Annotated in this window: 25 protein-coding genes; 8 read left to right on the top strand and 17 right to left on the bottom strand. The window is 69.1% G+C overall.

What is annotated here, in order from left to right:
• The first annotated feature begins 103 nt into the window (after nt 1–103).
• The 4 genes from ILP86_RS14410 to ILP86_RS14395 all read left to right on the top strand — a co-directional run bounded on the left by ILP86_RS14410 (nt 104) and on the right by ILP86_RS14395 (nt 3,492).
• Entirely contained in the window at nt 104–1,375 is a 1,272-nt protein-coding gene (locus tag ILP86_RS14410; protein WP_113680586.1) for an LCP family protein, read from the top strand.
• A gap of 37 nt (nt 1,376–1,412) precedes the next feature.
• Nucleotides 1,413–2,273 carry a spermidine synthase gene (locus tag ILP86_RS14405; RefSeq protein ID WP_113680585.1) on the top strand — a complete coding sequence of 287 codons (861 nt, stop codon included), beginning with the start codon at nt 1,413–1,415 and terminating at the stop codon, nt 2,271–2,273.
• Between the two features lie 156 nt (nt 2,274–2,429).
• Nucleotides 2,430–2,957 (top strand): hypothetical protein, encoded by a 528-nt coding sequence (locus ILP86_RS14400; RefSeq protein WP_193762290.1) that lies wholly within the window; start codon nt 2,430–2,432, stop codon nt 2,955–2,957.
• Between the two features lie 46 nt (nt 2,958–3,003).
• Entirely contained in the window at nt 3,004–3,492 is a 489-nt protein-coding gene (locus ILP86_RS14395) for a SprT-like domain-containing protein (RefSeq protein ID WP_061017169.1), read from the top strand.
• Nucleotides 3,493–3,499: 7 nt separating this feature from the next.
• Here the strand turns inward: ILP86_RS14395 and ILP86_RS14390 are convergent, their stop codons facing one another.
• From ILP86_RS14390 to ILP86_RS14340, 11 genes are all read right to left on the bottom strand, one after another.
• Nucleotides 3,500–3,922 (bottom strand): DUF3054 domain-containing protein, encoded by a 423-nt coding sequence (locus tag ILP86_RS14390; RefSeq protein ID WP_046747333.1) that lies wholly within the window; start codon nt 3,920–3,922, stop codon nt 3,500–3,502.
• A 101-nt stretch (nt 3,923–4,023) separates the two neighbouring features.
• Nucleotides 4,024–4,683, bottom strand: a complete 660-nt coding sequence (locus ILP86_RS14385) for a 2-phosphosulfolactate phosphatase (RefSeq protein WP_193762289.1) — start codon at nt 4,681–4,683, stop codon at nt 4,024–4,026.
• A gap of 18 nt (nt 4,684–4,701) precedes the next feature.
• On the bottom strand, nt 4,702–6,162 hold the full coding sequence (locus tag ILP86_RS14380) for an ABC transporter permease (protein ID WP_193762288.1): 1,461 nt from the start codon (nt 6,160–6,162) through the stop codon (nt 4,702–4,704).
• Entirely contained in the window at nt 6,159–6,920 is a 762-nt protein-coding gene (locus ILP86_RS14375; protein ID WP_046747330.1) for an ABC transporter ATP-binding protein, read from the bottom strand. Before ILP86_RS14375 ends, ILP86_RS14380 begins: the two co-directional genes overlap by 4 nt.
• A gap of 144 nt (nt 6,921–7,064) precedes the next feature.
• Nucleotides 7,065–7,700 (bottom strand): response regulator transcription factor, encoded by a 636-nt coding sequence (locus ILP86_RS14370; RefSeq protein ID WP_061017172.1) that lies wholly within the window; start codon nt 7,698–7,700, stop codon nt 7,065–7,067.
• On the bottom strand, nt 7,697–8,875 hold the full coding sequence (locus ILP86_RS14365) for a sensor histidine kinase (RefSeq protein WP_113680059.1): 1,179 nt from the start codon (nt 8,873–8,875) through the stop codon (nt 7,697–7,699). The genes ILP86_RS14370 and ILP86_RS14365 overlap by 4 nt, the downstream gene beginning before the upstream one ends.
• A gap of 61 nt (nt 8,876–8,936) precedes the next feature.
• Nucleotides 8,937–9,728, bottom strand: a complete 792-nt coding sequence (locus ILP86_RS14360; RefSeq protein ID WP_046747327.1) for a class I SAM-dependent methyltransferase — start codon at nt 9,726–9,728, stop codon at nt 8,937–8,939.
• A 44-nt stretch (nt 9,729–9,772) separates the two neighbouring features.
• Nucleotides 9,773–10,927 carry an AMP-binding protein gene (locus ILP86_RS14355; RefSeq protein WP_193762287.1) on the bottom strand — a complete coding sequence of 385 codons (1,155 nt, stop codon included), beginning with the start codon at nt 10,925–10,927 and terminating at the stop codon, nt 9,773–9,775.
• Nucleotides 10,928–10,958: 31 nt separating this feature from the next.
• Entirely contained in the window at nt 10,959–11,879 is a 921-nt protein-coding gene (locus ILP86_RS14350) for a 1,4-dihydroxy-2-naphthoyl-CoA synthase (protein WP_193762286.1), read from the bottom strand.
• Between the two features lie 10 nt (nt 11,880–11,889).
• Complete coding sequence (locus tag ILP86_RS14345; RefSeq protein ID WP_193762285.1) at nt 11,890–12,891, bottom strand: permease prefix domain 1-containing protein; 1,002 nt, start codon at nt 12,889–12,891, stop codon at nt 11,890–11,892.
• A gap of 1 nt (nt 12,892) precedes the next feature.
• Nucleotides 12,893–13,225: a PadR family transcriptional regulator gene (locus tag ILP86_RS14340; RefSeq protein WP_046747325.1), complete on the bottom strand. Its 333-nt coding sequence runs from the start codon at nt 13,223–13,225 to the stop codon at nt 12,893–12,895.
• 107 nt (nt 13,226–13,332) lie between these two features.
• Here ILP86_RS14340 and ILP86_RS14335 point away from each other — a divergent pair, with 107 nt between their 5' ends.
• Nucleotides 13,333–14,316 carry an o-succinylbenzoate synthase gene (locus ILP86_RS14335; protein WP_193762284.1) on the top strand — a complete coding sequence of 328 codons (984 nt, stop codon included), beginning with the start codon at nt 13,333–13,335 and terminating at the stop codon, nt 14,314–14,316.
• A 22-nt stretch (nt 14,317–14,338) separates the two neighbouring features.
• On the opposite strand, the gene ILP86_RS14330 is transcribed toward ILP86_RS14335, so the two are convergent.
• A complete protein-coding gene (locus ILP86_RS14330) occupies nt 14,339–14,962 on the bottom strand; it encodes a TetR/AcrR family transcriptional regulator (protein ID WP_046747323.1) in 624 nt (207 codons plus the stop codon).
• A 131-nt stretch (nt 14,963–15,093) separates the two neighbouring features.
• Between ILP86_RS14330 and ILP86_RS14325 the strand changes: the two genes are divergently transcribed.
• The 3 genes from ILP86_RS14325 to ILP86_RS14315 all read left to right on the top strand — a co-directional run bounded on the left by ILP86_RS14325 (nt 15,094) and on the right by ILP86_RS14315 (nt 20,649).
• Nucleotides 15,094–17,898 carry an MMPL family transporter gene (locus ILP86_RS14325; protein WP_193762283.1) on the top strand — a complete coding sequence of 935 codons (2,805 nt, stop codon included), beginning with the start codon at nt 15,094–15,096 and terminating at the stop codon, nt 17,896–17,898.
• The gene (locus ILP86_RS14320) at nt 17,895–19,868 is read left to right on the top strand and encodes a YhgE/Pip domain-containing protein (protein WP_193762282.1); all 1,974 of its coding nucleotides are present in this window, start codon (nt 17,895–17,897) and stop codon (nt 19,866–19,868) included. The genes ILP86_RS14325 and ILP86_RS14320 overlap by 4 nt, the downstream gene beginning before the upstream one ends.
• Before the next feature lie 190 nt (nt 19,869–20,058).
• Nucleotides 20,059–20,649: a 2'-5' RNA ligase family protein gene (locus ILP86_RS14315; protein WP_227751275.1), complete on the top strand. Its 591-nt coding sequence runs from the start codon at nt 20,059–20,061 to the stop codon at nt 20,647–20,649.
• A gap of 148 nt (nt 20,650–20,797) precedes the next feature.
• Here ILP86_RS14315 and ccsB read toward each other — a convergent pair whose 3' ends face one another.
• The 5 genes from ccsB to ILP86_RS14290 all read right to left on the bottom strand — a co-directional run bounded on the left by ccsB (nt 20,798) and on the right by ILP86_RS14290 (nt 25,609).
• Nucleotides 20,798–21,772, bottom strand: coding sequence for a c-type cytochrome biogenesis protein CcsB (gene ccsB, locus ILP86_RS14310; protein ID WP_058630472.1), 975 nt, complete (start codon nt 21,770–21,772; stop codon nt 20,798–20,800).
• 4 nt (nt 21,773–21,776) lie between these two features.
• The gene (locus ILP86_RS14305; RefSeq protein ID WP_058630471.1) at nt 21,777–23,606 is read right to left on the bottom strand and encodes a cytochrome c biogenesis protein ResB; all 1,830 of its coding nucleotides are present in this window, start codon (nt 23,604–23,606) and stop codon (nt 21,777–21,779) included.
• Nucleotides 23,607–23,688: 82 nt separating this feature from the next.
• Nucleotides 23,689–24,474, bottom strand: coding sequence for a cytochrome c biogenesis CcdA family protein (locus tag ILP86_RS14300; RefSeq protein WP_061017254.1), 786 nt, complete (start codon nt 24,472–24,474; stop codon nt 23,689–23,691).
• A 16-nt stretch (nt 24,475–24,490) separates the two neighbouring features.
• Nucleotides 24,491–25,141 (bottom strand): TlpA disulfide reductase family protein, encoded by a 651-nt coding sequence (locus tag ILP86_RS14295; RefSeq protein ID WP_193762281.1) that lies wholly within the window; start codon nt 25,139–25,141, stop codon nt 24,491–24,493.
• Between the two features lie 63 nt (nt 25,142–25,204).
• Nucleotides 25,205–25,609: a MerR family transcriptional regulator gene (locus ILP86_RS14290; RefSeq protein WP_058630469.1), complete on the bottom strand. Its 405-nt coding sequence runs from the start codon at nt 25,607–25,609 to the stop codon at nt 25,205–25,207.
• Nucleotides 25,610–25,653 lie beyond the last annotated feature (44 nt).

The following is a 25,653-nucleotide window of genomic DNA, read 5'->3' as shown; positions in this document are numbered from 1 at the left end:
ACCGGGGGTTAGGAAAAGTATCCACGACTAACTAATTACCTGCAAGTTCCTCTCACAATCGTCATGTGGCCGTAACATCAGGTTCCCCCGGTAGGCTCCCCGGATGGTTCGCCGCACTCCTGACAACGACCGCTCGACGGTCGCTCGCCACGCGACACGCCCCGCTCAGAAGCCCGCCAGAGGATTCCTGAAGATCGCCGGGATCTCCGTCGGTGTCATCCTCGTCGCCGCGATCGCGGTCGCCGCGTTCGTCGTCACCGACTACTTCAACCGCTTCAACGAGGGCGCCGTCGCGTTGGAGGATGCCCCCGAGGTGGAGCCGCCGTCCATCAGCGCCTACCCCGGGGAGTTCAGCATCCTCGTCCTCGGCACCGACGAATGCGGTGCCGTGTCGACGGGTCTGCTGGGCGAGCGCTGCTCGAAGGCCGACGGTGGGATCCTCAACGACGTGAACCTCCTGGTCCACGTCTCGGCGGAGCCGCGCAACGTCACCGTCGTCTCGCTTCCCCGCGACCTCATGATCCCGACGCCGGAGTGCACCAGAGAAGACGGATCGATCGCCTCGGAGACCCGCAAGACGCAGATCAACTCGATCTATCAGAACGCCGGGATGTCTTGCGTCGCGAAGACCGTCACCGAGCTCACCGGGATCGAGATCCCCTTCGCCGCCAAGATCGACTTCGACGGCGTGATGGAGGTGACCGACGCGATCGGCGGCGTCGAGGTGTGCATCGGCGGCGACGGCATCCGCGACCGGCACACCGCGCTCGACTGGGAGCCGGGTCTGCGCACCGTGTCGGGCTACGAGGCCCTGCAATTCATCCGCACGCGGCACGGCGTCGGCGATGAGAGCGACATGGCGCGCGTGTCGAACCAGCAGCAGTACATGTCCCGCCTCGTGAAGAAGATCATGAGCGACGAGGTGCTGTCCGACCCCGGCAAGGTGCTGGGGCTCGCCGACACCATCGTGGACAACATCGATCCGAGCGTCGAGCTGGGAAACCCCATCCGGCTCGCCCAGCTGGCCCTGTCGATCAAGGACGTGCCGTTCTCCGAGTTCGTGTTCCTCCAGTACCCGGTCTTCGCCGACCCCGACGACTCCGACCGCGTGATCCCGAACGAGCAGGCCGCCGCGACCATCTGGGACGCTCTGAAAGCGGGTCAGCCCGTGCAGCTCACCGGCGACGTCAGCAACAACGGGGGCGTCGAACTCGTCGAACCTGCGCCGGGCACGGAAGGCGAGGCTCCGGTGACGGATCCGCCGGCGACGGATGCTCCTGCCACGGACGCGCCGTCTCCCCGTGCGACGCTCGACTCGGCGATCTCCGGTCAGACGGTCGATCAGGAGACGTGTGCGAACGGCAAGCAGCGCTGAGCCGCTGAGACGCTGAGCAGCGCGTAGGCTCGTGCCCATGGGCCGGACGAGATCGCGCGACACCGAGCATCCCCAGGTCCGGCTGGACCACGGCGGCATCGCCGGCATCGTGCCCTCGGAGTTCACGAGCGGCTTCGAGCTCATCGTCGACGGCACCCCGCAGTCCCATGTCGACCTCGACGACCCGACGCACCTGCACTTCGAGTACATCGTCCGCATGGGCGCGGTCATCGATCAGCTCGCCCCCGGCCCCCTGACCGCCGTGCACCTCGGGGCCGGCGCGCTGACCGTACCGCGCTACATCGACGCGACGCGGCCCGGCTCACGTCAACAGGTGATCGAGCTCGAGGCTCCGCTCGCGCAGCTGGTGCGCGAACACCTCCCGTTGCCGAAGGGAGCGCCGATCCGGATCAGGATCGGCGATGCCCGCGAAGGAGTCGCCAAGCTGCCGAGCGCGCTCCGCGCGAGCTGCGACCTCGTCGTCTCCGATGTCTACTCGGGTGCGCAGACACCCGCGCATCTCACCAGCGTCGAGTTCTACCGGGAACTCGCAGAGCTGTTGGCCCCGGGCGGGGTGCTCCTCGTCAACGTCGCCGACGGGCCGGGACTCGCTTTCGCCCGCCGCCAGGCCGCGACGATCGCGGACGTGCTTCCGGAGGTCGGCATCCTGGCCGACACCCAGGTGCTCAAGGGCCGGCGCTTCGGGAATCTCGTCATCGCCGCCTCCGCCGCTCCCCTGCCGACGGAGTGGCTGCCGCGCATCCTGGCCGCGGGCCCCCATCCCGCCAAGATCGCTCAGGGCGCCGAGGTCGACGCCTTCATCCAGGGGGCGCGGATCGTGACAGATGCCGACGCCGTCGCCTCACCGCGGCCGGACGCCTCGCTGTTCCTGCGCTGACGCACCGCCCGCTCCCCGCGCGCGAGCGGCTCGGACGGCGCCCCCGGAAAGCGATGGCGGCGTGTCGAAATCAGGATGCGGCGGACCAGGGCGCGCCGTCGGGTGGACCCCGCGCACGGAAGGCAGACTGGGTGGGGACGCTGCGGAAGGAGAGCAATGAGTTTCATCCGGGGATACGACCAGGAGACCCTCCGCGAAAAGGTCGATCTCGATGAGTGCGAGGCCCGTCTCGCGGAGATCGATTCGCAGCGCAGCCTGCCCGCTCTGCTGGAGCGCGTGTGGCTGCTGAAGGTGCTCGACCGCCTCGATGAGGCGCTCGCGCTGGCGGACGAGACGGTGCGCCAAGCGCGCATGGCGGGGACTCGCAAGGACGTGCTTCGCGCACGCGTGCTGCATGCGACGATCCTGCAGTATCGGGGTGCGCACGCCGCAGCGGAACAGGAGCTCGCGACCTGCGCCGCCGAGGCCGAGGGCCAGCGGTGGCTGTCGATCGCGGCCTTCGCGTACCAGCACCATGGCAAGAACGCCTACGACGCCGGCGACGACGAGACCGCGCGCGAGAGCTTCAAGCAGTCGCTGTTCCTGCGTCGCGAGTCCGGGGCCGAAGACAGCGAGCTCGAGACCGCGCTCCTGGCGATCGAAGCGGTCGAGCGTCGGCGCCCGCCGCAGCTCATCCCCGGCTGAGGCCCGGCGCGGCCGCGATGTCACCGGCATGGCTTAGCCTGATCGCATGGCGGAACTTGACCGTGTGCGCGTCTGGGGCGAGGCACTGATCACGCTGCATCTCGACGACAGCTGGTCGTTCGGCTTCGACAATGCCAAGCGTCGGGCCGGTCAGTGCGACTACACGAAGAAGCGGATCACCGTGTCGCGCTACCTCGCCGCTCGCTTCGACGATGACGACATCCACCAGGTGCTGCTGCATGAGGTCGCGCACGCCCTCGCCGGCCACGAAGCCGCCCACGGACCGATCTGGAAGCGCGTCGCCCGCGACCTCGGCTACGTCGGCGGCACCACCCATCACGGCGAGACGGCGGTGGAGCTCGCGCCCTGGGTGGGCAGCTGCCCCGCCGGGCACGTCACGTACCGGCACCGCCGGCCCACGAGGCCGACGTCGTGTGCACGCTGCTCGCGCACATTCGACTCCCGGCATCTGTTCGCCTGGACCCGACGTGAGATCACGAGCGACGTGCGGCTCGCCGCGCAGCTCCCGCGCTGACCGCGACTCACCTGTCGGAGTCGTCGACGCCCTCCGTCTCGACCGGTGCGGATCCGTCGATGCTCTCCGCCGAGCTGCGCCGACGACGCACCAGCGCCGCGATCGCGCGCCAGCCGACCAGGAACACCCCCAGCACGAGCGTCGCGACGATGATGAAGGGCACCTCCGCCGTATCACCGCTCAGCACGCGGATGAGCATGCCACCGGCGACCGTCACGATCCAGACCACCGCGCCCCACAGCAATGACCAGGGGCGGCGGGGTCGACCAGGCAACAGGGCAGCGAGGGCATGCCCCACCAGGAGGGCGATCAGGAACGGCCATGCCGTGAGGAGGAACCCTGCGGGGTTCTCGTCATGGGAGGCGCGACCGATCGCCGCGAAGATCAGCACGAGCACGACGTCGACGACGACAGCGGGAAGGTACCTCATGACACGACCCTACGTGTCCTCGCCCACACCGGCGCCTGCCCCGCGGTATCCGGCACACATCTGCGTGCCGGCAGGATCGCGCCGGACGGGCCGAGGCGACATCACTCGAAGCGGGTGAACACCCCATCACGCAGCACGGGGACGACGTCGACCGCGTCGAGCACCGCCGCGTCGGCGACCGTGGTGGGTGTCAGTCCTGCTGCTTCGATGCGGGCCGTCGCCGCGACGCCGCCGGCGATCTCCCGCCCGGAACCGCTCGCCCCGACCATATGCCGCACGGCGGCGCGGAGTGCGTGGAACCCCTCGGCGGCGACCGCGGCGTCCGGGGCCGTGTGATCGATGCCCCGAGCCGAGAGAGCGGCGATGACCGCGCCCGCACCGAGCTGGTCTTCCACGGCGAACCGGAGAAGCTCGTTCTCGTCGAGCTCGCCGGCCGCGATGACGGCGACGGAGGTGCGTGCCTGCCGGCGCTCCTGGATGGTCTGCACCGCGCGAGCGACGGCGCCGGCGTTGCGGATGCTTCCCACGAGCACCGTCGATCCGCGGGAGGCCGCGACCGCGACCGCCGCGCCGTTGCGCGACCAGGTCTCCGCCTCGGCCACACCGACCTCGGCGCCGGACGCGACGGCGTCGACGACGATCGAGGAGAACCTCAGCACATCGACGACCACGACGACGTCGGCGGCGGCGAGCCGGTCGAGACCGGCTGTCCCCCAGTCGAGGCGGACCTGATACGTGGACTGATCGAACGGCGACGGCACCCGACCAGCCTAGAGGCGTCAGTCGGCTGCGAGAGCCTCGACCGGGGCCACCCTGGTCGCCAGTCGCGTCGGCGTCGCGGCCGCCACCAGCGTGAGCACCGCCGTCGCGACGACGATGATGGCCACGGGAACCCACGGGATCTGGGGCGCGACGAGCCCCGCCGGCGTGAAGTCCGGCAATGTCGGCACCGAACCGAGCAGCGACTGCGCGGCGATCCAGCCGTACACGACCCCGAGCACGAGGCCCGTCAGAGTCGCCGCGACCGTGATGTGCGTGGCTTCGAGCAGCACCATCCGTCGCACCTGGCGATTCGACAGACCGATCGAGCGCAGCAGTCCGAGCTCCCTGCCTCGCTGCACCACTCCGATCGTGAGGAGGTTCACGAGGCCGACTGCGGCGATCACCGCGGAGACGGCGACCAGCACCATCATCACCGCCGCGAAAGCGTCCATCGGGGCGAAGAACTCCGGAGGGACCTCTCCCGTCGACTGGCTCATCATCAACGCCTTGGCCGATTCCAGGGCCACGGCGAACATCGTCACCAGGGTCACACCCATCACCACGCCGATCGCCATCCGCGACGAACGCTCGGGGTATCGCAGCGCGTTCTCGGCGGCGAGGCGAGCGGTGGCGCTCGACCCGAACATCCGGCCGACCAGACGCAGCACGGGCGGCATGAACAGCACGGATCCGAGCGCGAGGCCGGTGAACGAGAGCACACCGCCGACGAACGCCACGACGACGCCGAGCGGCGTCATGAGCCCCACCAGAACCCCGCCGACCAGGAGCAGCGCACCGGCGATGAGCAGCACCCAGGCGCCGATGTGCCGGCCCGGCTTGCCGGAGACCTCGTCGAGGGTGCGCTCGACCGAACCGCCCAGCGACTGCAGCGGGGTCACCGCGAGCACGCGTCGGGAACCGGCCCAGGCCGCCGCCCATGTCGTGAGGGCCACGCCGATCGCCGGAAGCGCCACGAAGGGCTGAGCGAGGGAGAAATCGGACGGGGCATTGGTGATCAGCTGCCCGCCGATCTGCACTCCGACGGCCGCGAGCCCGATCCCGACCAGCAGACCGATCGCTGCTCCGAGGAGTCCGACGACGAGTCCCTGCCTGCCGACCTCGGCGCGCTGGGAGCGCGCGGTCGCACCGATCAGGCGCATGAGCGCGATCTGCCGCGTACGACCGGCGATGATCGTCGAGAAGGTGTTGGCGGTGACGATGGCCGCGACGTACATCGCGACGACGGTCAACAGGACGGAGAGCAGGGCGACGACGAAGGCGAGAGTCTCGCTGTCGCCGATGAACGGATCGTTCTGCAGCACGGCGCCGATGTAGGCGGTGATCTCCACGAGGAGCACGCCGAACGCCGCGGACAGTGCCGCGACCAGGATGCTGGCCCCCATCCCGCGGTCGCGCAACCACGCGAGTCGGGGTCCGGTCGCCCGAGTCTCGGGGACGACCGTGGCGACGGCGCTCATGCGGCCACCTCCGCGGCGAGCATGTAGGCCGAGATCTCCTCAGCGGTCTGACGGGGGTGGTCGGCGACGATGCGTCCGTCGCCGAGGTAGAGCACGCGGTCGGCGTGGCTGGCGGCGATCGCGTCGTGCGTGACCATCGCGATCGACTGCCCGTGCTCGCGGCTCGCGGTGGCGAGCAGGCGCAGCACCTCACGGCCGGTCTTCGAGTCGAGGTTGCCGGTGGGCTCATCGGCGAACACGAGGTCGGGTGCCGTGGCGAGGGCGCGGGCGATGGCGACACGCTGCTGCTGACCGCCGGACAACTGGTGCGGACGGTGGGAGAGCCGCGAGCCCAGGCCGAGCGTCTCGACGAGCCCGTCGATGCGCGCGCGCTCGATCGCACTCGGACGGCGACCGTCGAGCTCGAACGGGAGCATGATGTTGCCGAGGGTGTCGAGCGTCGGGACGAGGTTGAAGGCCTGGAAGATGAAGCCGACCCGGCGGCGCCGCAGGATGGTGAGGTCGATGTCGCCCAGGCCGGTGATCTCGGTGTCGCCGATCCACGCGCGTCCCTCGGTCGGGCTGTCGAGTCCCGCCATGATGTGCATCAGGGTCGACTTGCCGGAACCCGAAGGCCCCATGATGGCGGTGAACTGCCCGCGGCGGATGCCCACGCTGACGTCGTCCAGCGCGTGGACGGTGCCCTCGCCGGAGCCGTAGGTCTTCTTCAGGTGCTGGACGCGGGCGGCGAGCCCCAGGTCGGTGGTCGTGATCTCCATGTCTCCGACGCTATTTCCGCCGCCCGTGGCGGGTCATCGCCCGCGGGGCGCATCGGCATACATCGCAAGGATGATCCCGTCCCACCCAGGCGTGCGTCAGGCGAGACGTGCGTCAGGCGAGACGTGCGTCAGGGGATGTCTGCGTCAGGCGAGGCCGTGCTCGAAGGCGAACACCACGAGCTGCACCCGGTCGCGCAGCGCCAGCTTGCTGAGGATCCTGCTGATGTGCGTCTTCACCGTCGCCTCGCTCAGGTACTCCCGGCTCGCGATCTCGGCATTCGACAGCCCTCGGGCCGCGAGCGCGAAGATCTCCCTCTCCCGGTCCGTCAGGTCGGCATACTGCGGCGGAACGGGTTTGGGAGCCTCGGCGAAGTGCTCGAAGAGATCGCGGGTCGCCGAAGCAGCGATCACGCTCGACCCGGAGTGCACCGTGCGGATCGCCGCGAGCAGGAACTCGGGGTCGGCGTCCTTGAGGAGGAATCCGCTCGCGCCCTGCCGGATCGCCCTCGCCGCTGCCTCATCCAGATCGAACGTGGTGAGCATGACGACGCGCGGGGCATCAGGGCGGGCCAGGATCTCCGCAGTCGCCGTGAGCCCGTCCATCACCGGCATCCGGATGTCCATCATCACCACGTCGGGGCGGGTCGTGCGGACGACGTCGATCGCCTCCTGGCCGTTGCCGGCTTCGCCGACCACCTCGAGGTCGGGCTGTGACGCGATGAGCATCCGGATTCCGGCACGGAAGAGCGCCTGGTCGTCGACGAGCACGACTCTGATCATTCGGAGACTCCGATCGGGAGCGTGGCGTGGACGACGAACTGTGCCCCTCTGCGCTCGGCTTGCAGACTACCGCCGACGAGCTGCGCACGCTCACGCATGCCGATGAGCCCGTGTCCGCCGGGGACGGAGGTCGCCTCGCTCGCGACCGTGTTCCGCACATCGACGTCGACGCGGTCGGGAAGCCAGGCGATGTGCACGTCGACCGCGCCGTCTCCGTGGCGGATCGCGTTCGTGAGCGCCTCCTGGAGGATGCGGTACACGGCGAGCTGGATCGCGGCGGGCGGCTCCCCCGGCGGCATCGGATCCACGGTGACGCGCGGCTCGATCCCGGCCTGCCGCACCTGCGCGAACAGCGCCTCGAGGTCGGCGAGCGTCGGCTGCGGACCGTCGCCCTGTCGATGCCGCAACTGCGTGAGCAGCATCCGTACGTCGCTCAGAGCTCCGCGCGCGGTCTGGGCGATGGTGCCGAGAGCCTCGGTCGCCACTTCGGGCTGCACCGCGGCCGCGTACCTGGCACCGTCCGCCTGGGCGATCACCACGGCCAGCGAATGCGCGACGACGTCATGCATGTCGCGCGCGATGCGCACCCGTTCCTGCTCCTCGGCGGCGAGGGACTCGGCCTGCAGCTGGGCCGACCTCGTTCGGCGCGCGCGCAGCACGACACGCCACAGCAGGCCGCACACCCAGGCGAAGCCGAGCGCCATGACCGAGAGCACGAGGAGCAGCGTCCCCGTGGTGATCTTCTGCCATCCGTCGCCGGTTCCGAACGCCACACCGTTGACGATCACCATGAACACGGCGGCCACGAGACCGCCGAAGAGCGCTGAACCGAATCCCCACCAGAGCACCCGGCGCGTCCCCCAGGCGGAGGTCGCGTACAGCACCAGCAGGATCGCGACGTCGATCGGCAGCGGCCCGAAACCGGCGATCATCTGCAGCACGGCGCCGGCCCAGGCTGTGGCCAACGCCCATCCGGGCGCGAGCCGTCCGATGGCGACGGCACCGGACATGAGCACGCTCGCGAAGACGAGGATCACGATCGCCGCGCCGCCGACGGCCGGGTTGTCCGTGACGGGCCCGTAGAACACCAGCGACATCGGTGCGAGCACGAGGAAGAGCAACGCCGCCCCGACGATGTCGAGGATCAGCGCGGTGCGGGAGAGCGGGCGGATCACTCCCCCACGCTACGCGAGCGTCTGCGCGTGGGCATCCGTCGAGGGATGTATCCGTGCCGGGTCAGGCGCGTGCGACGATCTCGCCGTGCGGCACCAGGTACCAGCCGTCGCCGTCATCGGCCCAGCGCTTCCAGGCGTCGCTGATCTCCTGTAGATCAGCGGGCGTCGCCATGTCGCTGTCGACGAGCTGCCGTGCGAGCGCGGATTCGAGGATGCGGTCGGCCCACATGCCGCCCCACCAAGCCCGCTCCTCCGGAGACGCGTAGCACCAGGTCGACGCCGTCGCCGAGATGTCGGTGAAGCCCGCAGCGCGTGCCCAGGCCAACAGCCGTCGTCCCGCATCCGGCTCTCCGCCGTTGGCCCTGGCCGCGGCGCGATACAGCGCGAGCCACCGGTCGAGCTCCGGCAGTACGGGGAACCACACGAAGCCCGCGTAGTCGGCATCGCGTGCGGCGACGACACCGCCCGGAACCGTGACGCGGCGCATCTCGCGCAGAGCCTGCACGGGGTCGCCGACGTGCTGGAGCACCTGGTGCGCGTGCACGACGTCGAAGGATTCGTCGGGAAAGCTCAGCGCGTGCACGTCTTCGACGGAGAACGACAGGTTCGTGAGGCCGCGATCGGCGGCGAGCCGCTCCGAGAGGGACAGGGCGTTCTCGTCGATCTCCGTCGCTGTCACGTGCGCCACGATGCCGGCGAAGTCGACCGTGATGCTCCCAGGACCTGCGCCCACGTCGAGAAGTCGTGTGCTGGCCCCGAGGTGCGGACGGAGGTACTCGGCGGAGTTCGCGATGTCGCGGACGTTGTGCGAGCGGAGGACGGTTTCGTGGTGTCCATGCGTGTACGAGGCCATGGGGTCAGTCTGGCAGAGCCCTTCGAGACCGGTCGTGGCACGCCTCAGCGCAGCTCGGCGACCATCCGTCGGAGGGACTCGCGGTCGGGCTTGCCCGAGGACAGCACGTCGATCTCGTCGACCACGATCAACCGTGCAGGCCTGGCATGCTTGCCGAGCTCTTCCTCGACCGCGCCCCGGGCGTGCGCGAGCTGCTCGGACTCGCTGCGCCGGAGCACCTCCCCCCGCGCCGCCACGATCACGGATGCCTCGCCCCACCGCTCATCCTCCACGCCGACCACCACGGCCTCGTGGAGACCGGGGACGCGACGGACGACCCGTTCCACACGGTCGAGGGAGATGTTGATGCCGCCGGAGACGATCACGTTGTCGGCCCGGCCGTGCACGCGCACAGTGCCGTCTTCGACGAGGCCGAGGTCGCCGGTGCGGTACCAGCGGATGCCGTGCTCATCACGCACGAAGGTGCGCGCGGTCAGTGCCGCATCTCCCAGGTATCCTTCGGCGAGCATGGGCCCGGCGATGCGCAGCTCTCCGTCCACCGTGCGGACGCCGACCGTGTCGAGCGGTACGCCGTCGTAGACGCATCCCCCGCTGGTCTCGGTCGAACCGTAGGTGCGCACCAGTCGCACCCCGAGGTCGGCTGCTCGCTCGCGCAGCGGCTCGGGAAGAGACTGGCCGCCCACGAGGATCGCCCGATACGCCGTCAAGGCCGCACGGACCGACGTCTCGTCCGCGGCGTCGAGCAGCGTCGAGACCTGGGCGGGCACGAGCGAGGTGTACAGGTCGGGCATCCCCGTGCTCGACGACGGCCGCATCATCTCGTACGTCGCCTCGGCGAAGACCTGCGGCGAGAATCGCCCCTCGATCCGTGTGGGCTGCGTATCCGCGAGGATCGACCGCACGAGCACCTGGAGCCCGGCGACGTAGCCGGCGGGCAGTGCGAGCAGCCAGCGGCCGCTGCCGATCCGTGCCGCCGTCGCCTCTGCGCTCGCCCTCAGCGCCTCCCCGCTCAGCGCGACGCGCTTCGGGATGCCGCTCGATCCCGACGTCGCGATCACCGCCGCGAGTCCGTCCGCCACGTTCTCCGGGGCATCGGCCACCATCCCCAGCCCCAGAGCGGGGCCGCCGTCGAGCGCCCGCTGCAGGGCCTCCCGCAGCAGAACCGGGTCTTCGGCATCTGTGGGGATCAGGGCGGTCATGCGTGTCTCCGACTCTGTGGGACCGGCGGACTCAGTAGTGCCAGGGGAAGGACGACCAGTCGGGGTCGCGCTTCTCGAGGAAGGAGTCGCGCCCCTCGACGGCCTCGTCGGTGCCGTAGGCGAGGCGAGTGGCCTCGCCGGCGAAGACCTGCTGGCCGACGAGACCGTCATCGACCGCGTTGAAGGCGAACTTCAGCATCCGGATGGCGGTCGGGGACTTGGTCAACACGGTGCGCGCCATCTTCAGCGCCTCGCGTTCGAGGTCGACGTGCGGCACGACACGGTTGACCGCACCGGCCTCGTACGCGCGCTGTGCGGAGTACTCCTCCGCCAGGAAGAACACCTCTCTGGCGAACTTCTGTCCGGTCTGACGCGCCATGTATGCAGAGCCGTACCCGGCGTCGAAGCTGCCGACGTCCGCATCCGTCTGCTTGAAACGCGCCTCTTCCGCCGAGGCGATCGTGAGGTCGCACACCACATGCAGGGAGTGGCCGCCGCCGGCCGCCCACCCCGGCACCACCGCGATGACGACCTTCGGCATGAAGCGGATGAGCCGCTGCACCTCGAGGATGTGGAGTCGACCGACCGCCGCGCGGCTCGCCCCGTCGACGATCGCCGTCTCGGCGTTGGAGTACTTGTATCCATCGCGACCGCGGATGCGCTGGTCGCCACCGGAGCAGAACGCCCAGCCGCCGTCCTTCGGGCTCGGTCCGTTTCCCGTGAGCAGCACCGCACCGATGCGCGCATCCTGTCGGGCGATGTCGAGGGCACGGTAGAGCTCGTCGACCGTGTGCGGACGGAAGGCGTTGCGCACCTCCGGCCGGTTGAAGGCGATGCGCGCGACTCCGCCGTCCCGCGAGACATGCGCGGTGATGTCGGTGTAGTCCTCGGCGCCGGGCGCGAGCACCCATTCGGCCGGGTCGAACAGGTCGGAGACGAAGGCATCGGTCACGGCATCCACCCTATTCCTGTTGCTCCGGTCGTCTGTTCGCGCGGGCGGTCTTGAGCCAGCCGTCGACGATGTCCCACCCGACCCCGATCGCGACGCCGAATCCGAGCAGCACGGCGAGGATCCTGAACACCCCGCCTTCGTCGGCCGATTCCGCCTGACCGGCGGCGAAACCCTCGCCACCGGCCGTCGCGATCTGTGCGAGGAACTCGGGGTTCACGAGCTGATCCGTCAGCAGCAGGATCACGACCCAGGCGAGGAAGGCCAGGGCCAGCACCGTGTTCGCCACGGCGACACCGATGCTCCATCGCCGCCGCCGGTGGAGCACCAAGGCGAACACGACCTCCGCCGCGATCAGCACGAACAGAACGCCGATCCCCCACGGCCACAGCTGGGGGTTCAGGATCGGCAGCGCCTCACCGTCCACCTGGACGAAACCGCGGAAGCGGTCCCAGAACAGCGCTCCGACACTGATGCCGAGGAACACCAGCGAGGCGATCAGCTCGCTGCGGCCCACCCCGTCGTCGGTCGGCTCGGGAAGCTGATCGACATCCCATCTCACCCCGGTATCGGTACCGGCTCGCTCCAGGATCACGAAGACCAGGGTGGTCCAGAAGCACAGGTGGAGAATCGTGCCGCCGGTCGCGAGGAGCGACGTGGACATGATCTCCCCGATCGGGGCCGCGGAGATCGTCAGGCCCAGCGCGACGGCGGCGAAAACGCTGACAGGGACGAACTTGAGCAGCAGGATCAGCAGACGCCACCAGGTGAGGTAGTAGCGGGGCCCGATCAGGTACAGGGGGCGGTCGGCATAGCCTGCCGCGAGAGCGCCGGGATCGCCGAGCTCGGTGAGTACCGCGCGTTCGGCATCCTCGGGCGCTTCTCCCTGCTCCACGCGCGCCTCGACCGCGTCGGCGATGGAGGCTTCGAGCTCGGCACGGACGTCCGCCTGCGCTTCCGGCCGCAGACTGCGGATCGTGGCGCTGACGTAGCGTTCGGTGAGAGTGGTGGTCATGTCAGTTCTCCTCTGAGGTGAGGGACGCGATCGCCGCCGTGAGCGACCGCCATTCGTCGGTGAGGGCGTCGGCGAGGCGGACGCCGGCTTCCGAGGTGCGGTAGAACTTGCGGGGACGCGCCTCGTCGGTGTTCCACTCGCTCGTGAGGTACTCCTGCTTCTCCAGACGGCGCAGCAGCGGGTACAGGGTGTTCGCATCGGTGGCGAAACCGCGCTGCTCGAGCATCTCCAACAGCGCGTAGCCGTATCCCGGCGAGCGCAGCAGCTGCAGGCAGGCGAGCACCACGGTGCCGCGCCGCAGTTCCTGCAGGTGGATGTCGAGGGTTTCGTTCATGCCCGTCACATTACTGTGTGTCGCACACTATCGTCAACCGCACACCGAAATGAGACTCACCCCTCCACGGGCCACGCCCGCAGGGCGACTCGGAGCAGAATGGGCACATGATCCCGCCGCTCGCAGACCTGCTCGACTCGGCCAGGGTCGTCGCCCTCCCCATGCACAGCCGCTTCCGTGGCGTCGACACACGGGAGGCACTGCTCTTCGAGGGGCCGGAAGGCTGGGCGGAGTTCTCCCCGTTCGTGGAGTACGACGACGTGGAGGCGGCGACCTGGCTGGCTGCCGCGATCGACTTCGCCTGGAATCGTCAGCCGACCGCGCTGCGGGATCGCATCGGCGTCAACGCCACGGTTCCGGCCATCGAGGCGTCACTGGTGCCCGAGCTGCTGGCGCGCTTCGCCGGCTGCCGCACGGCCAAGGTGAAGGTCGCCGAACCAGGGCAGACGCTCGCCGACGATGTCGCGCGCGTCCGGGCGGTGCGGGAGACGATGGGTCCGGAGGGCCGCATCCGCATCGACGCGAACGGCGCCTGGAACGTCGACGAGGCCGAGCACGCGGTGCACGCCCTCGGCGAGTGCGACCTCGAGTACGTGGAGCAGCCGTGCGCGACGGTTCCCGAACTGGCGGAGCTCCGAAGACGCGTGAAGTACATGGGCATCCCCGTCGCCGCCGACGAGAGCGTCCGCAAGTCGTCCGACCCCCTCGCGGTCGCCCGCGCCGGAGCCGCCGACCTGCTCGTGATCAAGGCGCAGCCCCTCGGCGGGATCACGCACGCCTTGCAGATCGTCACCGCCGCCGGCCTTCCCGTCGTGGTCTCGAGCGCGCTGGACACGGCCATCGGCCTGTCCCAGGGTGCCGCCCTCGCCGCCGCGCTCCCGATGCTCGACTACGACTGCGGGCTCGGAACGGCTTCCCTGTTCCTGGACGACGTGGCAGATCTTCGCCCGGTCGACGGCTCGATCCCCGTCGGCCGCGTGACGCCGGACGCGGAGTCGCTCAGCCGGCTCGCGGCGCCCGACGAGCGTCGCGAATGGTGGCTCGCCCGGCTCGCCCGCTGCTACGGCGAGCTGTCCACGACCACGCGCTGAATCTGCGGAACCAAAGCCCGGCCTACGACTCGATGAGCAGCTGCACCAGGCGCCCGAGTTCTTCGCCACCGGAGTGCCGGAGCTGGGCATCGTCCTGTCCGGCCATCGCCCCGCGCACGGTCATGCCCTCCCAGATGATCATGAGCATGCGGGCGGCGACCACCGCGGGCAGTCGCAGACGCAGCAGACCGGCCGCGACGATGTCGTCGACGATCTGGGCGATGCTGGCGACCATCTCCCGCTCCTGCGCGAGGTACGCCTCGCCGAACTTCGCGTCGCGCAGCGCACGGATACGGATCTCGCTGAGCAGCATGACGCCGAGCCTGTCGTCGCCGCCGAGCTCCATGATCTGCTGCACGAGCTCGATCGGATCACAGCCTTCCACCAGGGCACCGGCGGCCGTCAACTCCTCCACACGGGTGCGCACGGCGTTCACGCGCACCTCGGAGACGCTGGCGGCGAGCATGAGGAACAGCTCATCCTTGGACTCGAAGTTCGAGTAGAACGCGCCGCGCGTGAATCCGGCGCGTTCGCACACCGCCTCGACCGACGCTCCATCGAGCCCGACCTCGGCGAAGACCTGCGCCGCGGCTTCCAGCAGGCGAGCGCGCGTGTTCTCGCGGCTGCGGGTTGCGGGTGTCGACATCGAAACCTCCTAGCCCTTCACTCTCGCATGATTCACACCCCGCACACAGGCTTGGCCGGGCGGGTCACCTTACGATACATCTATGTATTGGATACACCTGTGTATCCACCCCGCACCCCTCGGAGGAACGCGTGTCCACTCTCCTGTCCTCGCTCGGACGCTGGTCCTTCCGGCACCCGTGGCGGGTCCTCGTGTCCTGGTTGCTCGCGCTCGGCATCGCCGGCGCCGGAGCGCTCGTCCTGGGCGCGGGAACCGACAACACGTTCTCCATCCCCGGTACCGAGTCGCAGGCCGGGCTCGAGCAGCTCTCGCGCTCGTTCCCGCAGGTGAGCGGCACCAATGCGCAGTTCATCGTGGTCGCCGCCGACGGCGACAAGATCACGGACGCCGAGTACCAGGACGACATCGAGGGCGCGGTCGATGAGCTCGGCGACCTCGACGGCGTGCTCGCTGCCACCTCGCCGTACGACGAGATGGTCAAGGGCATGATCAACGACGACGACACCGCCGCCATCGTGCGCGTGCAGTTCGACGGCGAATCCACTGACGTCTCCGAGGAGACGCAGGATGCGCTGCGCACGGTCGTGAGCGACCTGGGAGCCGAACTCCCGACAGGGTCCCAGACCTCGCTCGGCGGAGATCTGTTCGCGATCTCGATCCCCGGCGTCACGCTCACCGAAGCCGTCGGACTGCTCATCGCCCTGCTGGTGCTGATCGTCACGTTCCGCTCATTCGTCGTGGCCGGCCTCCCCCTGCTCACCGCGATCCTCGGTGTCGGCATCTCGATGGCCGGCATCTTCACCGCGACCGCGTTCGCCACCGTATCGTCCACCACCCCGCTGCTGGCTCTCATGCTCGGGCTCGCGGTGGGTATCGACTACGCACTGTTCATCATGGCGAGGCATCAGGACCAGGTGCGCGACGGCGTCGACCCGGAGGAGTCGGCCTCCCGTGCCGTCGGCACCGCCGGATCCGCCGTCGTGTTCGCCGGTGTCACCGTGCTCATCGCCCTGATCGGCCTCGGCTTCGCCGGCATCCCGTTCCTGACGACCATGGGTATCGCCGCCTCCGCCGCCGTGGCCGTCGCCGTCGCTATCGCCGTCACCCTCACTCCCGCCCTGCTCGGCTTCATGAAGGGCAGGGTCGTCGGGCGCCCGAAGAAGGTCAGGACCCCGAAGACGAACAAGACCGCCGCCGGTCAGGCGGACGATTCCGTGCCCTCGAAGCCGGTCGTCCCGGTGAAGGGCAGCGCCCGGTGGGTCGGCGGCGTCATGAAGCACCCCGTGCTGGTGTCGATCGCAGTGGTGCTCGGACTCGGGATCGTCGCCGTCCCCGCGCTCAGCCTCGACCTCGCTCTGCCGAACGCCGGCGTGCTACCCAAGGACAACGAGGCACGGCAGACCTACGACCTCGTCGGCGAGGAGTTCGGCCCCGGCTTCAACGGTCCGATGATCCTGACGGGCACGATCGTCACCTCCACCGATCCGCTGACGCTGATGGAGGACCTCGGCGACGCGGTCGCGAAGGTCCCCGGCGTCAAGGAGGTCGCCCTCGCGACCCCGAACGAGACCGCAGACACCGGGATCGTGCAGATCGTGCCGGAGACCGCGCCCGACGACCCCGCGACCGCCGACCTCGTGCGCGAGCTGCGCAGCCACCACGATGAATGGCTCGACGAGTTCGGCATCGACCTCAAAGTCACCGGCTTCACGGCCGTCGGCATCGACATCTCCGACCAGCTCGGCAACGCGCTGCTGCCCTTCGGCATCTTCGTGATCGGCCTCTCGCTCATCCTGCTGACCATCGTGTTCCGATCCCTCTGGGTGCCGATCACCGCCGCCATCGGCTACCTGTTGTCGATCGTGGCCGCTTTCGGTGTGGTCGGCGCCGTGTTCGAGTGGGGCTGGTTCGCCGATCTGCTGCATGTCGCCAAGGTGGGACCGATCATCAGCTTCATGCCGATCATCCTGATGGGCGTGCTGTTCGGCCTCGCCATGGACTACCAGGTGTTCCTCGTCTCCCGCATGCGCGAGGACTTCGTGCACGACAAGGACGCGAAGAGTCCCGACCGCGCCAACCGCAGAGCCGCTGCCCTCCGCGCCGTGCGCAGCGGCTTCACCGGCTCGGCGAAGGTCGTCACGGCGGCAGGACTCATCATGTTCGCGGTGTTCGTGGCCTTCGTCCCTGAGGGCGACTCGTCGCTCAAGCCCATCGCGCTCGGCCTCGCCGCCGGCATCGCGTTCGATGCCTTCCTGGTGCGGATGACGCTGATCCCCGCCCTCATGGCCATCCTGGGCGAGCGCGCCTGGGAGCTCCCGCGCTGGCTGGAGAAGATCCTCCCCCGAATCGACGTCGAGGGCGAGGCCGTCGAACGGGAACGCCACTTGGCCGCGTGGCCGGGCGACGGATCGGTCGTCGCCGCCGACGACCTCGAGATCAGCGCGGATGCGCCGCTGATCGAGAACCTGTCGATGCGGATCCCGGAGGGCGGTGCCCTCATCGCGACCGGTGGCGACCACCGCAGCCGCCGCGCACTGGCTCTGACGATCGCGGGACGTCTGACCCCGACGGAGGGACGACTCAGGGTTGCGGGGCACCTCCTCCCCGGCCGCGCCGCCTGGGTGCGCGCACATGTCGGTTGCGTGCTGATCGACGATGCCGACACAGGGCTCGACGATCTCGCAGAAGCCCTGCGCGGAAAGTCATCCATCGTCGTGATCGACGGGATCGACCGGCTGAGCGGCGGGCAGCGCGACCAGGCGACGGCGATGCTCCGCGATGCTGCAGCGACCCGCACGATCGCGGTCTTCACCACCGCATCCGATGCCGACTCGGCACGGACGACCCTCGCCGAGGCCGGATGGCCAGACGCCCAGACACTCGACACGCGCGCCCCTCGCCGAAGCGCCGCAGAATCCACCGAGGTGACCGCATGACCCTCCCCATCGAGCGCGCGCGCTCCCGCAAGCCCATCACGTGGCTGACCATCCTCGGCGTGCTGCTGCTGCCCGCGGCGGTCGGCGGCATCCTGGTCGCGGCACTGCAGAACCCGACCGAGCGGCTGGACTCGATGACCGCGGCGATCGTCAATCTCGACGAGCCCGTGACCATCGACGGCCAGATGACCCCGCTCGGACGTCAGCTCGCCTCGGGCCTCGTCGAGGGATCGGACGACCTCGATTCGAACCTCACGTGGGTGATCTCGAACAAGGACGACGCCGCTGACGGACTCGCCGACGGCTCTTATCAGGCCGTCATCACGATTCCCGAGGACTTCTCGTCCGCCGCCACCTCGGCCGGGACCGCGGTCTCCGACGGCGGAGGGAAGGCGGAGAAGGCCACCATCGAGGTGACGACCCCGAAGGACGGACTCGTCGCCGACGACCTCATCACGGGCCAGATCGCCGACGTCGCCGCTTCGACCATGGGCACGATGCTCTCCGAGGCTACGACCGAGAACATCCTGGTCGGCTTCACCACGATCGGCGACCAGATCGGCGAGGCCGCAGATGGTGCCGTCAAGCTCGCGAACGGAGCACGCGACGCCGCCACCGGAGCCGCGGCGATCCCGGACGGTGCGGCGAAACTCGCCTCCGGCGCGGGTGAGCTCAGCACGGGTGCGTCCTCACTCGCCTCGGGGCTCGACACGATCGCGGGCAAGACCCGTGAAGCTGCGGCGGGTGCGGGACAGATCGGGTCCGGGCTGGCGGCTGGTGGTGCGGAGCTGCAGCAGAACGTCGGCGGGGTTCAGAAGCTGGTCGGGGCCGTGCAAGGCGCTTCCGCATCGGCGCAATCGGCAGCGACCGGCTCGGTAGCGCTCGCCCAGCGTCTGGGCGGCCTGGCTCAGCAGGCATGCACACCTCCGGTCACCGACCAAGCGCAGTGCGATCTGTACTCGTCGCTTGCAACCGACGCCGGAGCTGTCGCGAAAGACGCCGGCACGGCATCGGGCATCCTCACCAACGACGAAGTCGCCGGTGGTGTCGCAGCCCTCCCTGGCACCTTCAGCACTCTGGCGTCCAGCATGTCCCAGGCCGGCGCTGGCGCCACGCAGCTGTCCTCCGGCCTCACCCAGCTCGCCGACCAGGGTATCGGGGCATCCGCCTCTGGCGCGCGCAGCCTCGCATCCGGTGCGACCCAGCTCTCCGGCGGCGCGACCGCTCTCGCCGACGGCGCGACCGAGCTCACGACCGGACTCGACACGCTGGCGACCGGCACGGGCGACCTCGCGGGCGGGCTGCGCACGGCATCCGACTCGCTCCCCTCGTTCAGCGACACCGAGTCGAAGTCGCTCGCCTCGGTGATCGCCGACCCGGTGTCGTCGAACTCGTCGGTGGACACGATCTTCGGCCCCACCGCGATCCCGCTGCTCGCCGCGGTCGTGCTCTGGTTCGGTGGACTCGCGACGTTCGTCGTGATGCGCGCCCACACCGCTCGCACGCTCACCTCTCGACGGTCTTCGGCGGGTCTGACTCTGCGCGCGTTCGCTCCGGCGGCGCTGATCGGTGCCGGTCAGGGTTTGCTCGTGTCGTTGATCGTGCAGATCGTGGCGAGCTACGACGCGGGCACCTGGTGGGCCTTCGCGGGCACAGCGGTCCTCGCCGGAGTGGTGTTCGCCGCCGTCAACCAGGCTCTCGTCGCGGTGTTCGGCGGCGTCGGTCGCTGGATCTCGGCCCTGGTGGGAGTGCTCGCCGTAGCGACGGGCCTGATCTCGACCGTGCCGGACTGGCTCGCCGGCATCGGTGCGGCACTTCCGACGGCCCCGGCCTTCGCAGGGCTCATCACGGCCAGTGGTTCGGCCGTCGCCGCGCTGGTCGTCTGGGGCGTGCTGTCACTCGTGGCCACCACGCTCGCCGTGACGCTGCGACGCACCACCTCGGCCAAGGCGGTCCTCGCCACCACCTGACTCCCTCCTGCTCTGCCCCCTCCCTGCCCTGCCCCCTCCCTGCCCTGCCCCCTCCCTGCCCTGCCCTGCCCTGCCCTGCCAAAACGGAGACCATCTCCCCTCAGCTCAGCGCGTCGACATGTGACGCGCCGAGCCGTGCGCGTGACGGTCTCCGTTTTCGCATGCGGTGACCAGGACCTAGGCTCCTGACATGCGTCGACCGTTCATGGACACCCCCGACCAGCTCGAGAGCTTGGAGGGGCAGCAGTACCTCGTGCTCCGGCCCACTGTCGAGGTCGCCGATACCTACCGGGAAGTGCAGGACACTGCACTCGCACGGCTCGGCGCTCCGGTACGACGACCGCACACCGGGCACGTCACGCTCCGAGGCTTCTACGAGCCCGAGCGGCGCGACGAACTCGCCACGCTGATCCGCTCCTGGGCGGCGCAGCAGACGCCGATCGAGATCACCGCCGAGGCCGTGGACGAGTTCCCCACGCCGTGGCAGATCCTGATCGTGCGCCTCGCCCGCACCGCATCACTCGTCTCGGCGTACTCGTCCCTGACCACCGCGCTGGATGCCACGGACTTCCGCCGCCTGGGCGAGCTGCCGTTGGAGGAGTGGACCTTCCACCTCTCGGTGCTCTACGGCAAGACTCTCGACCCGGAGGTCTGGTCGCACTTCGCGCAGCCCGAGTCGCGTGCTCTCGAGCCTGCGCCCGCCGAGACCATCACCGAAGCCGAGCTGGTCTGGTACGAGGACGGCATCGAGCACGCCGAGGTCCTGCCGTTGGGAGGCTGACCCCCACTCCCCACTCCCACTCCGGCCGAAACAGAGACCTCCCGCACTCTGCCCCGCGTGTCCTGTGTGGACGCGCCGGGCCTGATGCAGGAGGTCTCTGTTTTCGCAGCTGAGTGTTCGCAGCCGAGTCGTCGCAGCCGAGCGCGGCTCAGCTCAGGCCGGAGTAGGCGTGCAGACCCTTGAAGAAGACGTTCACGATCGTGAAGTTGAAGATCACGGCCGAGAATCCGACGATCGCGAGCCACGCCGAGGGGTTGCCCCGCCAACCGCGGGTAGCCCGTGCGTGGATGTAGCCGGCATAGATGACCCAGATCACGAAGGTCCAGGTCTCCTTCACGTCGAAGCCCCAGAAGCGGCTCCAGGCGTAGTACGCCCAGATGGAGCCCGCGATGAGAGTGAAGGTCCAGAGGATGAACCCGATGATCGTGAACATGTACGCCAGGCTCTCCAGGCGCACCGCGTTCGGGAAGGTGCGGAGGAAGCCCGGGCCCGTCTTGGTCGCCCCCTCGCCCAGCAGGCGCTCACGTCGCGACTGCATGAGCTGGATCACCGAGAGGGCGAAAGCCAGCGCGAAGAATGCCGTCGCGAGCGAGGCGACGAACACGTGGATGACGAGCCACACGCTCTTCAGCGGGTCCATCAGCGGCGAGACGTCGACGTAGAAGTTGGTCGCTCCGAGGCCGAGCAGCACGACGACGAGGCCCGTGATGAACGTGCCGAGGAACCGCAGGTCGATACGCGTGAGCACGACGAGGTACACGGCGATGATGAGCAGCGTGCCCATCATCGCGAACTCGTAGAGGTTCGCCCACGGCACACGACCGGCGGCGATGCCACGCGTGACAGCGGACGCGAGGTGGAACAGGAAGCCGAGTACCGTGAGCGAGGTGCCGATCCTGGCCATCACGAATCGCTGCGGGGCGGAACCCGCATCAGACCCGCCCGACGCTGCGGGGATGCTTGCTCCACCGGCCCCAACGAGCACCGACTCCCGCACGTTCTGTGCATCGGCCGTCGCCTGCGAACGCCGCGCGAGATCGAAGGCGTAGGCCACGAAGGCTGCCGCGTAGATCGCGATCGCCGTCCACAGCAGGACCGGCGAGATCACGTTGAGCTCGAGCATGGTGTCAGTCTACTTTCCGGGTGTCGGTTGCCGGGGCTTCCACCTCGGCGGACTTGGTCGCGATGTCATCAGCCACGGTGTGATCGTCCGCGGTGTCGTCGGCAGGGTTCTCGCCGTCCTCGGCCCGCACCGTGGTGCCGCCTGCCGTGTCGAGCAGTCGGGCGTGGCCGGCGACGAGGTCGTCCACCGCTGCCGCGAGCGTCGGGTCTTCCCCACGGGCGAGCGCCGCGTATTCGAGGGCGACCTCGCCGTCCTGCGCCGTGGCCTTGACCCACACACGTCGCCGCGGAACGAACAGCGCGATCATGAGACCGCCGAGGGCCAGCAGCGCGAAGCCGAGCACCCACACACCTGACTCGTCACGGTGGATCTGCAGCGAGGCGAAGCGCTTCACCGACTGGGAGGCATCCGTGGCGCCGGCCGGAGACTCGTCCTCGAAGGTCACCGAGCCGAGGCCGTTCGGCAGCTGCGCGGTCTGCCCGGGGGCGAGCTCGATCGACTTGACGTCGGTGGTGCGGCCCGTGAGCTTCGTCATGCCAGTGGTGTCGAGCACGTAGACGGAGCGCGGCACACCCTCGTTGATGCCGAGGTCACCCGTGTACACGTCGAGCGTGAGCGTCGGGTTCGTGAGGTCGCCGTACGCGGAGAAGAACGCACCGCTCTCGAGCACACCCGTGGTCGGGTAGAAGAACCCGACCAGGCCGACCTGCTCGGCCAACCCGTCCGGCACCTTGAGCACGCCGAGCGAGGTCATGTTGTTGTCCTGCGGCAGGAACGGCGTGCTGTTGGTGAACACGACATTGCCCTCGGGATCGCGCACCGTCACCGTCGGCGCGTAGCCGTTGCCGAGCAGGAACACGTCGTCGTCGGCGACACCGAGGGGCTCGTTGACCTTGACGGAGCCGGTACGTTCTTCGCCGTTCTCCTGCACGGTGACGTTGGCGGAGAAGTCGCCGGCCTGACCGGACCCCGGCTCACCGAACGGCTGGTAGGTCACGTCGAAGGAGTCGAGGCGCATCGAGTACGGGGAGAACGCGTCGTCGCCCACGAACCGTCCGCGGTTCATCGAGTCGTAGTCGAGGAGCGTGTTGGCGAAGGTCTCGCCCTCGACCAGCACCCGCTGCCCGGTGTAGGAGAACCCTCCGCCGATGCCGACCGTGACCAGCACGCCGACGAGCGCGAGGTGGAAGAGCAGGTTGCCGGTCTCGCGCCAATAGCCGCGCTCGGCGGAGACCGAGAACGTGCGTCCGCGGTCGTAGCGCTCCACCCGGTAGCCGAGGGCCTTCAGCTGCTTCGTCGCGACGTCGATGGACGCGGCCGCCTCCGCTTCCGCATCGCCGGTCTTGGTTCCGGAGTCCGCTGCGGGATCGCGCGTGACGGCGCGGTAGTCCTCGAGGCGCTGCAGCCGGGCGGGGGTACGCGGCGGGCGGGCACGCAGCGCCTTGGCGTGGTGCTTGATGCGCGGGATCACGCAGCCGACGAGCGAGGCGAACAGGAGCAGGTAGATCGCCGAGAACCACGGCGACAGGTAGACGTCGAAGAGCTTGAGGCCGTCGAGGATCGGGAACAGGTCGGGGTTGTCGCGCTCCCACTGCGTCACACCGTTGGGGTCGGCCATCCGCTGCGGGAAGATCGAGCCGGGAATGGCGGCGATCGCCAGGACGAGCAGCAGGATCAGTGCCGTGCGCATCGAGGTCAGCTGACGCCAGCCCCAGCGCAGCCAGCCGACCAACCCGAGGCGCGGCTGGGTGATCGAGTCGTCTCCGTCGACGTGGTCGGACGGGCGGAGCGGATCGCTGGAGTCGCTGTTCGCGGCACCCTTGTTCTTGGTCATGACCTTCTCAGTGCGGGGAGTTTTCTCGGGACGGATGGGCTTGTCGGGACGGCTACCATCTCGCTCGCTCGTCTCGGGATCGTCAGAGCGGGAGGATGACACTGCCGATCACCGCCGTCAGTCTCGACATGATGTCGGTCCAGAGTCCGGTGACCATCAGGACGCCGAGGAGGAGAAGCATCACGCCGCCGATGATGTTCACCACCCGGATGTGCCGACGCAGGAACCCGATCGCCTTCGTGGCCCAGCCGAAGCCGAGCGCGACGAGCAGGAACGGGATACCGAGGCCGAGCGAGTAGGCAAGGCCGAGGAAGCCCGCCCGCACCGGGTCTCCGGCATTGAACGACAGCGCGAGGATCGCCGCGAGCGTCGGTCCCATGCAGGGAGCCCATCCGATGCCGAGCGCGATGCCGAGGAGCGGCGCCCCGACGATTCCGGCTCTGGAATCCACGTGGAAGCGGAATTCCTTCTGCGCGAACCCGAACAGCCCGAGGAAGACCAGGCCCATCCCGATGATGACGACGCCCAGGATGCGGGTGATGAGGTCGCCCCACTGCAGCAGGAAGACCCCGGCCGTTCCGCCGAGCACGGTGTAGAGGATGAAGACGATCGTGAAGCCGAGGATGAACAGCAGCACTCCCCCGACGAGTCGCCCCCGCGTCGCGGTTTCTGCCGTCTGCGTCGTCGTCCCGCCTTCCCCGCCGGCAGCAGCGGTCGACCGAGGTGCGACCGCACCGCCGAGGAAGCCGAGGTAGCCGGGAACGAGTGGGAGCACGCAGGGAGACAGGAACGAGACGAGTCCCGCGAGCATCGCGACGGGAATCGCGATCCAGAGGGCCCCGGAGCCGATGATCGCTTCGGGACTCATGAGCAGTCCTGGCCGCTCACGAGTCCTCCGCGAGGGCGTCCTTGACGAGCGTGGAGAGGATCGACTTGCCGTCGATCGGCCCGATGATGCGCGCCGCGACGCGCCCTTGCTTGTCGAGCACGAGAGTCGTCGGCGTCGCGGCGATCGGAGTCTCCTTCGCGAAGGCGAGCTTGGCCTGAGCGGTGTCGACGTCGATAAGACTCGGGTACGTGACGTCGTACTCGTTCGCGAAGGCCACGGCGGTGTCGGCCTGGTCACGGGTGTTGATGCCGATGAACGCGACGTCCTGATCGCTGAAGTCCTGCCAGACGCCTTCCAGATCTGCCGCTTCGAGGCGGCACGGTGCGCAGCCGGCGTACCAGAAGTTGACGACCGTGACCTTGCCGGCGATGTCGGCGCTGTCGAACTCCTCGCCCTTCTCCGTCACGCCGCTGAACACGACGGGCTCGCCGCGCTCGGCGACGGGGATCTCGACGATCGCGCCGTCGGCTGCGACGTAGCCGGTGTTCTCGCCGTTCAGGAACGATTCGCTGACCGGATCGGGAGCGCACGCGCTCAGACCGATGGCGAGCACCGCAGCGAGCGCGGCACCGACCGCACGACGCGAACGCCGGGTGCGGGAGGAGCGGCCGCTGCGGATCTGACGGACCGTCGAATCGCTTGGCACGACTCCGAGTTTACGCAGAGGATCCTATGCGCGAGCCGGAAACGGGACCTCCTCCGACGCCCCTCAGAAGCGCGCCAGGATGTCGTCCACACCCGCCCGGAAGCGTGGACATGTGGCGATGTCGTGGGCGCGGCAGCCCATCGCGTGCTCGGTCATCTCGCGCGATCGACGCATCTCCTCCATGCGCCGATCGAGATCGTCCAGGTGCTGTTGCAGCACCTGATGCCGACCGAAACTCCCGTCATCGAGCAGCACCGCGATCTGCTCGAGCGTCATCCCTGCAGCCTTGCTGCGCTGGATCACGGCTATGCGCACGACCTCGTCCTCGCCGTAGCGCCTCCGCCCGGCGGCGTCGCGCGGAGGGGTGAGCAGCCCCACCGACTCCCAATGCCGCAGAACGTTCGTCGGCAGGTCGAAACGGGTCGCGACATCACCGACGGACCACGGATGCTCGGAACTTGACTTCATGTTGACATGAAGTCACAGACTGGCGTGGAACGCAACATCCAGAG

This window comes from Microbacterium sp. R1, from assembly GCF_015159725.1.
GTDB classification, from domain to species: Bacteria; Actinomycetota; Actinomycetes; order Actinomycetales; family Microbacteriaceae; genus Microbacterium; species Microbacterium oxydans.
The sequence above is the reverse complement of the archived record's forward strand: the minus strand, read 5'-3'. Positions and strand labels throughout refer to the sequence as shown.

Bases quoted from the DNA above. Each gene is read 5' to 3' on its own strand.
- ILP86_RS14410 (WP_113680586.1), top strand. From the start codon at position 104: ATGGTTCGCCGCACTCCTGACAACGACCGCTCGACGGTCGCTCGCCAC.
- ILP86_RS14405 (WP_113680585.1), top strand. From the start codon at position 1,413: ATGGGCCGGACGAGATCGCGCGACACCGAGCATCCCCAGGTCCGGCTG.
- ILP86_RS14400 (WP_193762290.1), top strand. From the start codon at position 2,430: ATGAGTTTCATCCGGGGATACGACCAGGAGACCCTCCGCGAAAAGGTC.
- ILP86_RS14395 (WP_061017169.1), top strand. From the start codon at position 3,004: ATGGCGGAACTTGACCGTGTGCGCGTCTGGGGCGAGGCACTGATCACG.
- ILP86_RS14390 (WP_046747333.1), bottom strand. From the start codon at position 3,922: ATGAGGTACCTTCCCGCTGTCGTCGTCGACGTCGTGCTCGTGCTGATC.
- ILP86_RS14380 (WP_193762288.1), bottom strand. From the start codon at position 6,162: ATGAGCGCCGTCGCCACGGTCGTCCCCGAGACTCGGGCGACCGGACCC.
- ILP86_RS14375 (WP_046747330.1), bottom strand. From the start codon at position 6,920: ATGGAGATCACGACCACCGACCTGGGGCTCGCCGCCCGCGTCCAGCAC.
- ILP86_RS14370 (WP_061017172.1), bottom strand. From the start codon at position 7,700: ATGATCAGAGTCGTGCTCGTCGACGACCAGGCGCTCTTCCGTGCCGGA.
- ILP86_RS14360 (WP_046747327.1), bottom strand. From the start codon at position 9,728: ATGGCCTCGTACACGCATGGACACCACGAAACCGTCCTCCGCTCGCAC.
- ILP86_RS14355 (WP_193762287.1), bottom strand. From the start codon at position 10,927: ATGACCGCCCTGATCCCCACAGATGCCGAAGACCCGGTTCTGCTGCGG.
- ILP86_RS14345 (WP_193762285.1), bottom strand. From the start codon at position 12,891: ATGACCACCACTCTCACCGAACGCTACGTCAGCGCCACGATCCGCAGT.
- ILP86_RS14340 (WP_046747325.1), bottom strand. From the start codon at position 13,225: ATGAACGAAACCCTCGACATCCACCTGCAGGAACTGCGGCGCGGCACC.
- ILP86_RS14335 (WP_193762284.1), top strand. From the start codon at position 13,333: ATGATCCCGCCGCTCGCAGACCTGCTCGACTCGGCCAGGGTCGTCGCC.
- ILP86_RS14330 (WP_046747323.1), bottom strand. From the start codon at position 14,962: ATGTCGACACCCGCAACCCGCAGCCGCGAGAACACGCGCGCTCGCCTG.
- ILP86_RS14320 (WP_193762282.1), top strand. From the start codon at position 17,895: ATGACCCTCCCCATCGAGCGCGCGCGCTCCCGCAAGCCCATCACGTGG.
- ILP86_RS14315 (WP_227751275.1), top strand. From the start codon at position 20,059: ATGCGTCGACCGTTCATGGACACCCCCGACCAGCTCGAGAGCTTGGAG.
- ccsB (WP_058630472.1), bottom strand. From the start codon at position 21,772: ATGCTCGAGCTCAACGTGATCTCGCCGGTCCTGCTGTGGACGGCGATC.
- ILP86_RS14305 (WP_058630471.1), bottom strand. From the start codon at position 23,606: ATGACCAAGAACAAGGGTGCCGCGAACAGCGACTCCAGCGATCCGCTC.
- ILP86_RS14300 (WP_061017254.1), bottom strand. From the start codon at position 24,474: ATGAGTCCCGAAGCGATCATCGGCTCCGGGGCCCTCTGGATCGCGATT.
- ILP86_RS14290 (WP_058630469.1), bottom strand. From the start codon at position 25,609: ATGAAGTCAAGTTCCGAGCATCCGTGGTCCGTCGGTGATGTCGCGACC.